Origin of the sequence: Exiguobacterium sp. s80 (assembly GCF_018618725.1) — a bacterium.
In the GTDB taxonomy this organism is placed as follows: domain Bacteria; phylum Bacillota; class Bacilli; order Exiguobacteriales; family Exiguobacteriaceae; genus Exiguobacterium_A; species Exiguobacterium_A oxidotolerans.
Map to the genome: position 1 here is coordinate 477,484 of NZ_JACSMP010000001.1, position 11,549 is coordinate 489,032.

At 49.7% G+C, this 11,549-nt stretch carries 10 protein-coding genes; all 10 read left to right on the plus strand.

The window, feature by feature from the left end:
• The first annotated feature begins 44 nt into the window (after positions 1-44).
• The 10 genes from acnA (at position 45) to KNP94_RS02470 (ending at position 11,201) form a co-directional block, all read left to right on the plus strand.
• Positions 45-2,768, plus strand: a complete 2,724-nt coding sequence (acnA, locus tag KNP94_RS02425) for an aconitate hydratase AcnA (protein WP_215115143.1) — start codon at positions 45-47, stop codon at positions 2,766-2,768.
• 65 nt (positions 2,769-2,833) lie between these two features.
• On the plus strand, positions 2,834-3,298 hold the full coding sequence (locus KNP94_RS02430) for a DUF3939 domain-containing protein (RefSeq protein ID WP_029333361.1): 465 nt from the start codon (positions 2,834-2,836) through the stop codon (positions 3,296-3,298).
• A gap of 198 nt (positions 3,299-3,496) precedes the next feature.
• Positions 3,497-4,204, plus strand: a complete 708-nt coding sequence (locus tag KNP94_RS02435; RefSeq protein ID WP_088836791.1) for a hypothetical protein — start codon at positions 3,497-3,499, stop codon at positions 4,202-4,204.
• A 76-nt stretch (positions 4,205-4,280) separates the two neighbouring features.
• Complete coding sequence (locus KNP94_RS02440; protein WP_215115144.1) at positions 4,281-6,524, plus strand: AAA family ATPase; 2,244 nt, start codon at positions 4,281-4,283, stop codon at positions 6,522-6,524.
• A 12-nt stretch (positions 6,525-6,536) separates the two neighbouring features.
• The gene (locus KNP94_RS02445; RefSeq protein ID WP_034801290.1) at positions 6,537-6,971 is read left to right on the plus strand and encodes an acyl-CoA thioesterase; all 435 of its coding nucleotides are present in this window, start codon (positions 6,537-6,539) and stop codon (positions 6,969-6,971) included.
• 95 nt (positions 6,972-7,066) lie between these two features.
• Positions 7,067-8,095: a M15 family metallopeptidase gene (locus KNP94_RS02450; RefSeq protein WP_214845447.1), complete on the plus strand. Its 1,029-nt coding sequence runs from the start codon at positions 7,067-7,069 to the stop codon at positions 8,093-8,095.
• Positions 8,096-8,112: 17 nt separating this feature from the next.
• Positions 8,113-8,724, plus strand: a complete 612-nt coding sequence (gene plsY / locus KNP94_RS02455) for a glycerol-3-phosphate 1-O-acyltransferase PlsY (protein WP_214767442.1) — start codon at positions 8,113-8,115, stop codon at positions 8,722-8,724.
• A 205-nt stretch (positions 8,725-8,929) separates the two neighbouring features.
• On the plus strand, positions 8,930-9,694 hold the full coding sequence (locus tag KNP94_RS02460) for a DeoR/GlpR family DNA-binding transcription regulator (protein WP_029333368.1): 765 nt from the start codon (positions 8,930-8,932) through the stop codon (positions 9,692-9,694).
• A 24-nt stretch (positions 9,695-9,718) separates the two neighbouring features.
• Complete coding sequence (locus KNP94_RS02465; protein ID WP_214893656.1) at positions 9,719-10,378, plus strand: copper homeostasis protein CutC; 660 nt, start codon at positions 9,719-9,721, stop codon at positions 10,376-10,378.
• A 190-nt stretch (positions 10,379-10,568) separates the two neighbouring features.
• A complete protein-coding gene (locus KNP94_RS02470) occupies positions 10,569-11,201 on the plus strand; it encodes a DUF975 family protein (RefSeq protein WP_214893654.1) in 633 nt (210 codons plus the stop codon).
• Positions 11,202-11,549: the final 348 nt, after the last annotated feature.

The window sequence follows — 11,549 nt, forward strand, 5'->3', positions numbered from 1 at the left end:
GTATCAGGGGCTTGATGTCGTCAACACTTAAAGGGGGAATCAGCATGAAACAAACGCAACCAACGCAAGACGTGTTTGGTGCACGCCGTTCGTTTGAAGCGAACGGTAAAAATTACAACTATTACAGCCTGGAAAAATTAGAAGAACTCGGACTAACGGAAGTCAAACGTCTTCCATATTCCATCCGTGTCCTGCTTGAATCGGTTCTTCGTCAACAAGATGGTCGCTCAATCACGAAAGAACACGTCGAAAACTTGGCGAAATGGGGAACTGCCCAAGTTTCGAACGATATCGACGTCCCGTTCAAACCGTCACGCGTCATCTTGCAAGATTTCACAGGTGTTCCGACTGTCGTTGATCTCGCGTCACTCCGTAAAGCGATGCAGGACCTCGGTGGTGATCCATCGGTCATCAACCCGGAAGTTCCAGTTGACCTCGTCGTCGACCACTCGGTTCAAGTCGATGCCTACGGTTTCGCTGGCGCACTCGCTGAAAACATGGATTTAGAGTTTGAACGCAACGAAGAACGTTACAAATTATTACGCTGGGCAACGACGGCATTCGACAACTACCGTGCCGTTCCACCGGCAACAGGAATCGTCCACCAAGTCAACCTCGAGTACTTGGCATCAGTCGTCCTTGAAAAAGAAACGGCAGACGGCACAGTCGACGTCTATCCGGATACACTCGTTGGAACAGACTCACATACGACGATGATCAACGGTCTTGGTGTCCTCGGATGGGGCGTCGGTGGAATCGAAGCGGAAGCCGGCATGCTCGGACAACCGTCATTCTTCCCAGTTCCTGAAGTCATCGGTGTCCGCATCACAGGTGAAATGCACCCGGGAACAACAGCAACGGACGTTGCCCTTCGCGTGACGGAAATGCTCCGTCAACAAAACGTTGTCGGTAAATTCGTTGAGTTCTTCGGTCCATCACTTCACTTGATGTCATTATCTGACCGTGCGACGATCGCCAACATGGCACCAGAATACGGTGCGACATGCGGATTCTTCCCAGTCGATACAGAAACGTTGACGTACCTTCGCTTGACAGGTCGTGAAGAAGAGTTGATCGAGAAAGTTGAAAACTACTCGAAAGCAAACGGCTTGTTCTACACACCACAAAACGAAGATCCAACGTTCACGAAAACAGTGGAACTTGATCTTTCAACGATCGTTCCTGCGCTTGCTGGGCCAAAACGTCCACAAGACCGGATTGACTTGACAGACGTCCACACGTCATTCGAAAAAGCGTTGACAGCGCCGCAAGGCAATGCTGGATTCGGTCTTTCTGAAGACGAAAAAGATAAAGTCGCAGTCGTCCAGTTCGAAGACGAAGCGGTCGAGATGCGTACAGGGGACCTCGCGATCGCCGCCATCACAAGCTGTACGAACACATCAAACCCTTACGTCATGATCGGTGCCGGACTCGTTGCGAAAAAAGCAATCGAGCTTGGCTTGACGGTTCCAAAATACGTCAAGACGTCACTTGCTCCGGGATCAAAAGTCGTAACGGATTACCTTGAGAAATCAGGACTTCAACCGTACCTCGATGAGCTCGGGTTCAACACGGTCGGTTACGGCTGTACGACATGTATCGGGAACTCGGGTCCACTCGACCGTGCTGTCGAAGATGCAATTCTCGGTTCAGACCTGCTTGTCTCATCTGTCCTCTCGGGTAACCGTAACTTTGAAGGTCGGGTTCACCCGCTCGTCAAAGCCAACTACTTGGCATCACCACCGCTCGTCGTTGCATACGCAATCGCGGGAACAGTTGATGTTGATATCATGAACGCATCACTCGGAACAGGTAAAGACGGACAAGAAGTCTTCTTCGCGGACATCTGGCCGTCACGTGACGAAATTCAGACGATTATCAACACAGTCGTCACACCACAAAGCTTCCGTGCTGAATATGATTCAGTCTTCACAGGAAACGAACGTTGGAACAACCTCGACGTCCCGACAGGCGATCAATATGACTTCGACGAAGCGTCGACATATATCCAAAACCCGCCGTTCTTCGAGAACTTGGCGAAGGAAGCTGGACATGTTGAAGCATTGAATGATCTACGTGTGTTCGGTAAATTTGCGGATTCTGTTACGACAGACCACATTTCACCAGCCGGATCATTCTCGAAAACGACACCAGCCGGTCAATACCTCGTCAATAAAGGCGTTGCACCAAAAGACTTCAACTCGTACGGTTCACGTCGTGGTAACCACGAAATCATGATGCGCGGGACATTCGCGAACATCCGGATCCGTAACCAAGTCGCACCGGGAACAGAAGGCGGATTCACGACGTACTGGCCAACTGGTGAAACGATGGCGATGTACGATGCTGCGATGAAATATAAAGAAGATGGCACAGGTCTCGTCATCCTCGCTGGTAAAGACTATGGTATGGGCTCGTCGCGTGACTGGGCAGCAAAAGGAACGAACTTGCTCGGCGTTAAAGCCGTCATCGCCGAGAGCTTTGAGCGGATTCACCGTTCGAACCTTGTCATGATGGGTGTCCTACCACTTCAATACGTCGCCGGTACGTCTGCTGAGTCACTTGGTTTAACAGGTGAGGAAGCAATCAGTATCGCAATCGACGAATCGGTCCGTCCACGTGACATCATTCAGTTGACAGCGACAGCTGCTGACGGAAAAGTCACGAAGTTTGAAGCGATTGCCCGCTTTGACTCGGAGGTCGACATCGATTACTACCGCCACGGTGGAATCTTACCGATGGTCCTTCGCGAACGTCTTCAAAAATAAGGGATTGTCGTTGATTGAAAAGGTGGGGGGAACCCCGCCTTTTTCTATAGGAGGGAGGCCAGCCGATGAGTCGGTTCAAAAAGTGGTTTCAGCCGAAAGAGGAAGAACCGTTACCGATTCGTGATGTTACGCTCGATGAAGTCAAACAAGCGACACACGAATTTGAGTTGACGTTACCGAAAGGGACGAACCGGACGGTCTTACTCGACGAAGCACAAAAAATTGATTTAGACCGCCTGGCTGTCCACCTCGGTGTCCGGTCGACACAAAGCTTTTACATGTCGCGGGAGACGTTCGCGATCATGGAAGCAAAAGACCGGGACATCGTCTATGAGATGGATCACGTCCAGCTCGCCGTCGATCGCTATTTTGATAAAGAAGGCAAGTTACCATTGAAAAAGTACACGAAGACATTTCAAGTCGATTGTGCGATGTTGTTTGCGACAGGCTTTTTACGTGAATTGCCACAGCATTCGTATTACCTCGTCGACGAATCGATGATCATCGCACGTGAACCAAAAGAAAATTAACCGAAGACGGGATGAATTGCGCGCACGTGATTCATTTCGTCTTTTTTTGTCAATTTGTATGTTCGATGAACGGAATCGTTCAAAAGTCTGCCGTATTTCCTCAGAAATCAGTTGAACTTAGACAAACCCTTTGTATTCTAAGCGTAAAACCGATACCATTAACTATGAATCGAGACTGATTAGGATGGTGTACATGGCATGACGAAACGAACGAGTACATGGATTGCTGTAGCAATCGTGGCAATGGCGATACTCCTTGCCTATAATTTTTATTTACTGAATACGACACAGACCTCTAAAGAGGATGAAGCGACTCCCGTCAAACCGTTCTATACGATGTCCCGCATCCAGTATGTCGAAAAGAAATTATCGACGAAGGAAGATGCACTGGAAGCTCGGACGTACGAAGTCGTATTTGACGATCAGGGTCATTTCCGAACGGAAGTCATTGAAGGACCTTCGACAGGTACGACGGCGATTTGGGACGGTGAAATGTTCCGGGAATACGACGCTGACGGCAAGCTAGTCAATGAGACGGAAGCATCGAAAAGTGTCAGTGCGCCGCGCCCATTCTTATCGCGTGGCTTCAATGAACAAATCCTCGACTTCATCGATAAAGGTGACTTTGGTCAAATCGAGGGCGAGGCGGATATTGCCGGCAATGCAGCAGACGTCTACGTCAAAAAAGAACCCGCAAGCACGGTTCCGGATGAGTGGATTAAACAGTATCCATCGTTTTTCGATAAAGAGGATAATCAAGAAGAAGCGACATATTATGTCGCATCCGACCGTTCGAAAGTCTTAGGGGCGGAGTCACGGAATAACGGTAAGTTATTTTATTCCGTCAAAATGAAAAAAATCGAGTCGTTGGATGAATTTGATCCAGCTTGGTTAAAAATGAAGTAATCGAAAAACCGACTTGAACGTCGCACATCGTGGCGACAAAAGTCGGTTTTTTCGAGAAGTAGGAGGGACTAAAGCGATGGAAGCATTCTCGAAAGAGGAGATGTTCAAACAAATTGAATCCTGGGAACAGGGTGAAAAAGTCGAGGAGGTCCGCGCCTTACGCTACGCACAAAGTAGTCGGCTGTTAAATGAGACGGAAGCACTCGTCCGGATTCTCGCGCTACTCGTCGAACACCGGTACATCATGACGGGACGGATTGATGCGCTGGCAGAAAGCTGGATTCAAGAAATCAAACAACACGGTCGCTTACCGGAACGCTTGGAGCAATTGATGATCGAACAACAATTACAAGGCAGTTATCAACTGCTCGTCGCGAACACGTTCCCGACGATTCGTGAGACGGATAATGCCAATGCGAAACGATCGGCGACAAAAGATATGATTCAGCAGGCGAGTCAAATCGTACAAGAAACAGAACAAGTCGTCGAATTGACGGAACGGCTGCGGCGGATCGATGCGACGCGCTGGACGGAATTGTTCGAGGCGGCGAAAGCGCTCCTCTTGTCGAGTGCCCGACTCGAACAGACGGCGACGGACTTTGTCAACAGTTTACAGGAACGGTTTTATTCACGCGAAGCTTTTCGGGAGATGACAGAGCTGAAGGTGACGGCGACGGAAGAATTACGCCGTGTCGTCTCACTGCTCCCGATTGAGATCAAACAAGTCGAACGCTCGGCACTCGAGGAACTCGATGCGATGATTGGACTCGAAGACATCAAGTTACGTGTCCATCAAATGTACCGTTTCTTGAAGTACCAGCAAAAACGGACGGAAGATGGTTACCGGTCGAGTGACCAGCCGTCACTGCACATGATTTTCATGGGCAACCCCGGTACCGGGAAAACGACGCTCGCTCGTCTGATGGCGAAAATCTATCATGAACTCGGACTGCTTGAACGGGCGGAAGTCGTCGAGACGGACCGGTCGTCGCTCGTCGGTGCATTCGTCGGTCAGACAGAAGAACAGGTCATGAGTAAAGTCCGGGAGGCGGTCGGTGGCGTCCTCTTCATCGATGAGGCCTATGCCTTGAAACGGTCCGGTCAAAGCGGGAATGATTACGGACAGGCGGCAATTGATACGCTCGTCGCGGCGATGACGAGCGGGGAATACGCGGGACGTTTCGCCGTTGTCCTCGCCGGTTATCCGGAAGAGATGCGTGACTTCCTAAAAGCGAATCCGGGACTCCGGAGCCGTTTTCCGGAATCGAACCATTATCTGCTCGCCGACTATACGGATCAGGAATTGCTTGAAATCGGTCGGTCGATTGCGACGTCTAACGATTATGTCCTGACGGATCAAGCGGAGCGGACGCTACTTGCGCGACTCGAGCGCGAACGGGTCGACTCGAGTTTCGGAAACGGGCGTGCCGTCCGTAACATCGTCCTCGATGCAATCTTCAAAAAGGGTGCAAGCCTCGGCGAAAGTGCGAGTCACGAAGACTTTGCCCTGCTCGAACAAGCGGATTTCGAACTCGCGGCACCGGAAGACGAGTCGATTGATGCAAGGTTAGCGTCACTCGTCGGTCTGACGGAGCTAAAAGCAGAGCTCAAACAAATCCAGGCACTGCTCTCGATGCAACAGCGGCGCCAGGAAGCAGGCTTTAAAGTCTTACCGGTCGAACTGCATGCCGTCTTTAGCGGCAACAGCGGAACGGGTAAAACGACGGTCGCCGCCCTTTATGCTGACGTTTTGCGTCAAGCGGGATATTTGAAACGCGGACATTTGAAAGTCGTCAGTCGCGCCGACCTCGTCTCCGGTTATGTCGGACAGACGGCGCAACAGACACGGGACGTCATTCGTGACGCACTCGGTGGTGTCCTCTTCATCGATGAAGCCTATTCGTTGAACGGTGGAGCGAATGACTTCGGAAAAGAAGCAATCGATACGCTCGTCGATGAGATGACGAAGCATAACGATAACCTCGTCGTCGTCCTCGCCGGTTACGAGCAACCGATGCAGGCACTGCTTGCAAGCAATCCCGGTCTGAAGTCACGCTTTAAGCGGGAACTTCACTTCCCGAACTATGCGAAAGACGAGTTGATTGAAATCATCGTCAATTACGCGGAACGCTACGGGTATGTCTTGACGGAGGAAGCGCGTCTTGCCTTAGAGGATCAAATTCAGGTCGTGCCGAACGGAAACGCCCGTGCCGCGATTACGATTGTCGAACGGGCAATCGCGAAACAGTCCGTCCGATTGATTGACAAAGCGAGTGTCAGCGGTTCAGAATGGTCCTATCTTGAAAAAGAGGATTTTTAAGGGGGAAGCTACATGCACACGATTGAAATACCGGTTCGCTATGCGGAAACGGACATGATGGGGATCGTTTATCACTCGAACTATCTCGTTTATCTTGAAATCGCCCGAACGGAGCTGATTAAGTCGCTCGGTCTTGATTATAAGGAAATGGAAGAGGCAGGCTACGTCTCACCGGTAACGAACGTCAATCTCGACTACAAACGGTCATTGACGTATGGCGATACGGCGACGGTCTCGGTCTGGATCAGCCATTACGACGGACTTCGGACGATTTACGGCTATGAAGTCAAAAATGCGGATGGTCAACTTGCCGTCGCTGGAAAAACGACGCATGTCGTCGTCAAAAAAGAGAATTTCCGACCGATTCGTTTACCAAAGGTCTTTCCGAACTGGCATGCCATCTATGAACAGATGAGTGCTGAGGATGCACGACTCGTTTCGAACTAAGCCTAAGCCCTCAGCAGGATTTCTTGCTGGAGGGCTTTTCTATTGCGTCAATTAGAGGTAACATAGAATAGCACGAAGGAAGAGGGGAATACACGATGAAGAAAATCGTAGCAGTCAGCACGTTAGCGCTCCTCCTTGCAGGATGTAATCCTGGGGATCAAGGCGCAGAAGATGCCACTAAAACAGAAGATGCGACAAAAGAAAAAACGGATGACAACGTCGCCCAAGAAGATAAGAAGACAGACGCAGAAGTAGCGAAAGAAAAAGAAGCAGAAGAAGCAAAAAAAGAAGCGGACGCGAAAGCAGCTGCTGACAAGAAGGCTGCGGAAGAAAAAGCAGCAGAAGATAAGGCAGCAGCAGACAAGAAGGCAGCAGAAGAGAAAGCCGCTGCTGATAAAAAAGCCGCAGACGATAAAGCGACGGAAGATAAAGCAACTGAGGATAAAAAGGATGATGGTAAAACAACATCGTCGCAAGATCCTGAGCCGGATAAAAAGTCTGAACCGGAATCAGAGACACCGGACGTCGATAAATCGGATACGAAAGCCGATTTAGGACTCAATGAACTCGTCGTCGTCAACAAGAAATACAGTCTGCCAATCGACTACAAACCGTCTGATCTCGTCGTTCCAGACATCAGCTTCTCTTATTCGGGTGTGCTCGAACAAAGTTACATGCGCGCACCTGCCGCAAAACAAATTGAGAAGATGTTCGCAGCCGCTAAAAAAGACGGCGTGACATTGAATGCGGTCAGTGGTTTCCGGTCCGGTCAACGCCAGACGGTCCTCTACAATAACTATGTCGCACGAGACGGGAAAGCAGCAGCCGATCAATATTCGGCACGTCCTGGTCACAGTGAACACCAGACAGGGCTCGTCTTCGATATTTCAGCACCGAGCGTCGGAAACGGCTTGACAGCTGAACTCGGCAACACAAAAGAAGGTAAGTGGATTGCGAACAATGCGGCGAAGTATGGTTTCATCGTTCGTTATGATAAAGGGTTCCAAGCGCGGACAGGGTATACGTATGAACCATGGCATATTCGTTACGTCGGTGTCGGTCCTGCAACACAAATCAAAAATAATGGACAGACTCTCGAAGAATATATGAAGGTCGGTCATTAATACTTTGGAGGTTGACCATGATTGAAATCATTGGGATTTTGATTCTCGGCTATCTGCTTGGATCGATACCATTTGCGTTACTTGTCGGAAAATGGGGACACGGGATAGATATCCGCCAGCACGGGAGCGGTAACTTAGGAACGACGAATACGTTTCGTGTCTTAGGTAAAAAAGCCGGGATCATCGTCTTGATTGGGGATCTCGGTAAGGGGGCGGTCGCGAGTCTCGTCCCAATTCTGCTCGCGTCAGAACTCCATCCACTCTTTGCCGGTATTGCGGCAGTCATCGGACATATTTATCCGATCTTCGCAAAGTTCAAAGGTGGAAAAGCTGTCGCGACATCAGGTGGGATGTTGCTCGTGACGAGTCCACTCTTATTCTTGATTTTGCTCGTCTCGTTCTTAACGACGCTTCGTTTCAGTCGAATGGTGTCGCTCAGCTCGATTGTCGCGGCAAGCATCGGAATCGTCGCTGCCGTGTCGATCGGCATCGTACAACACGACTGGATCGTTCCGACGTTCTTTACCGTACTTGCTTTGTTCGTCATTTTCAAACACCGCGATAACATCGGTCGGATTCGTCAAGGGACAGAGTCGAAGATTCCGTTGTTCGATAAAGAAAAGCAATAACAGTCTGACTTTAGTCCACCTTTATTCATGTCATCCGTGAATAAAGGTGGACTTTTTTTGTATGAGGGACGTGTTAATTCTGAAAAAATGAGGAATTCAACAACAATTCATAGGAAGCACACGTTTTTTTACACCGGATTTACAAGACCTTTACAGACGTTCGGTACACTAGAACTAGTACTCGTTAATGAAGGGGGAAGGTCGTGTGTCGTTACTCGGAGAAGAACGAAAAGGACAAATCATGAAATGGCTTGAAGAAGAAGGGAAAGTCATGACGAAAGATTTAATTGATCGATTGGATGTTTCAGGGGAGACCGTCCGTCGCTACCTGGAGGAACTCGAGCGGGACCGCCAACTCAAACGTGTTTATGGGGGAGCCATCTATCAAGGCGGGAAACCGGAATCGCCGATTTCCCGTCGGACGGATCAATTGTCGCGTCGTCTCGCGCGTTACGCGAAAGGCTGGCTCAGTGAATACTCCTGTATCTTTTTAGGAAAAGGGGAACCCGTCGAGCACTTATTGCCGTACTTAACGGGAACGGCGACGATTGTGACGAACTCGCTCTCGATCGCAAACCATCTGGAACAATGTCGCAAGAATGGACCGTTCAGCGGTGAAATCCGCTTACTTGGCGGAACTGTCGACACCTATGGTCAAACGGTCGGTGTCGAAGTGTTGCAAGCACTTGATTCCTATGCGTTTGATGCCTGTTTCCTTGCATTTGACGGCGCAGAAATCGAACGAGGCTTCGTTAGTGACGACATCGAGTCATCCTTGATTCAAAAAGCCGTCATCGGTTGTACGAAAGACGTCTATGCCTTTTTAGCATGTGACGAGTTTGAGGGGAACCGCAAGTATAAAGTCGCCGAGTTCCGACGGGCTAAAATCGTCCTCAGTCCTTCGACCTATCCACCATCATGGGAGATGAAGTTGTTTAATGAACGGGTGAACTGGACCGTCGTCTCGTGATACACTGATGCGGGAGGGATGTACATGTTAGAAGTAATCGTTGCAACCGTCGAAGAAGCGACGGCTGCAGAACAAGCAGGCGCAGATCGACTCGAGCTCGTATCTGCCTTATCGGAAGGTGGACTGACACCAAGTTACGGATTGATTCGTCAAGTTCTCTCGGCAGTAGAAATCCCGGTCCATGTCCTTGTCCGGCCACATAGTAAGTCATTTGTTTATTCAGAAGCGGATCAAGAAACGATCATCACCGATATCGACTTGATTCGTGAATTAGGGGCTGCCGGCATCGTCGTCGGTTCGTTGACAGCGGATGGACGGATTGATGAAGGATTCCTCGGTCGCGTCATCAAACACAAAGGGGAGCTGTCGCTGACGTTCCACCGGGCAATCGACAGCAGCCGTGATATCCACGAAGCAGCAGAGGTCTTAGCCGACTTCCCGGAAGTCGACCGCATTTTAACGTCAGGTGCTAAAGCAACGGCGCTCGAAGGACAAGCGGTCATCGCGGAACTCGTCGAACGACACGAGGAATTGACGATTTTACCGGGCTCCGGCATTACCGTCGAAGCAGCAAAAGAGTTGTTGGAAACGACGAAAGCGACCGAACTCCACGTTGGTTCAGCAGTTCTCGTTAACGGAAAAGTCGATGCATCAAGAGTATCGGCCTTGAAATCATTTCTTTAAAAAAGCATCGGTAACGAGAGGTGCATCTTCCCTGAGTGGGAGGGTGTGCCTCTCCTTTTGTTTGCTGCTGTCGTCCGTCCATCTTTCAGTAGTTTGTCACAACTTTCTCTGAAATCGAAGCACGTCCCTATTTTTTCAAGCGGGACTACGTTAAAATCAAATGGGAAAGTGAAGTGAGAAGGGGTTTATGATGACAAATTCAGCGTACAAAAAAACAGCACTCGCGACATTAAAAGGCAACTGGTTTGTTGGGCTAAGCATTTCAATCGTCTATTTTGCGATTTTTGCCTTAGCGGCCAGTCGAATGTCGTTTGATCAAGAAGACATCGGAAGTATGATGAAGTTCGTTGGCTTGAACATCGTCGTCACGATTATTTTGGCACCGGTCACGGTCGGACGGACGATTTCCTACTTACGGTTCGCTCGAGGTGAAAAAGCCGGCATCGGAACGTTGTTCGAAGGATTCGCTTCGTTGAAATCATATGTCCGGACGATTCTTTCGTACACGGTCGTCACACTGCTCGTCTATGCAGGATCATTTTTGATTTTACCGGCGATCTATTTCTATCTTGTTTACCGACTCGTCCCGTATATTCTCGTCGATCGTCCGGAACTGTCGTTTATTCAAGTATTAGGAGAGAGCCGACGGATGATGCGTGGACAGAAACGACGTTTAATCAAACTCTACATCAGCTTCATCGGTTGGGGAATTCTCGCCTTGTTGAGTACGGTCGGTGTCATCTTCCTGACGCCGTATTTCGATACGACGATGGCACATTTTTATGAGAAATTAAAAGCAGAACGACCGACAGCGGTCGAATGATTGGCACGGATGGGTCCTCTGAGAAATCGGAGGACCTTTTGAGTTGGACTGGATTTGGATGTAAGGCGATCGTTCGTGCCTTCCTGCCTTGCCTCGTTTCCCAAAGTGGTACAAATTTACTGCTATTCGCCAGGGAGCGATTCAAGACGGACGGCTCGGTTGAATCGTTCTGTTTTTCAAGAAGGCAAAGATAATATGCTCAGAGGTATGCTGTTTGTGAGTCATGTAATGGTAAATTCGGAGTAAACCGACCGTTCGCGCCTCCCTCCCTTGTCTCGTCTCCCAAGCGGCAGTGAATTTGTGCCGCTTCGCTGCGCTGCAGGGTCACAAACGCACTGCTATTCGCTA

Excerpts from the sequence above, each read along its gene's own strand:
- KNP94_RS02450 (WP_214845447.1), top strand. The coding sequence starts at position 7,067 with ATGAAGAAAATCGTAGCAGTCAGCACGTTAGCGCTCCTCCTTGCAGGA.
- plsY (WP_214767442.1), top strand. The coding sequence starts at position 8,113 with ATGATTGAAATCATTGGGATTTTGATTCTCGGCTATCTGCTTGGATCG.
- KNP94_RS02440 (WP_215115144.1), top strand. The coding sequence starts at position 4,281 with ATGGAAGCATTCTCGAAAGAGGAGATGTTCAAACAAATTGAATCCTGG.
- KNP94_RS02435 (WP_088836791.1), top strand. The coding sequence starts at position 3,497 with ATGACGAAACGAACGAGTACATGGATTGCTGTAGCAATCGTGGCAATG.
- acnA (WP_215115143.1), top strand. The coding sequence starts at position 45 with ATGAAACAAACGCAACCAACGCAAGACGTGTTTGGTGCACGCCGTTCG.
- KNP94_RS02430 (WP_029333361.1), top strand. The coding sequence starts at position 2,834 with ATGAGTCGGTTCAAAAAGTGGTTTCAGCCGAAAGAGGAAGAACCGTTA.
- KNP94_RS02470 (WP_214893654.1), top strand. The coding sequence starts at position 10,569 with ATGACAAATTCAGCGTACAAAAAAACAGCACTCGCGACATTAAAAGGC.
- KNP94_RS02465 (WP_214893656.1), top strand. The coding sequence starts at position 9,719 with ATGTTAGAAGTAATCGTTGCAACCGTCGAAGAAGCGACGGCTGCAGAA.
- KNP94_RS02445 (WP_034801290.1), top strand. The coding sequence starts at position 6,537 with ATGCACACGATTGAAATACCGGTTCGCTATGCGGAAACGGACATGATG.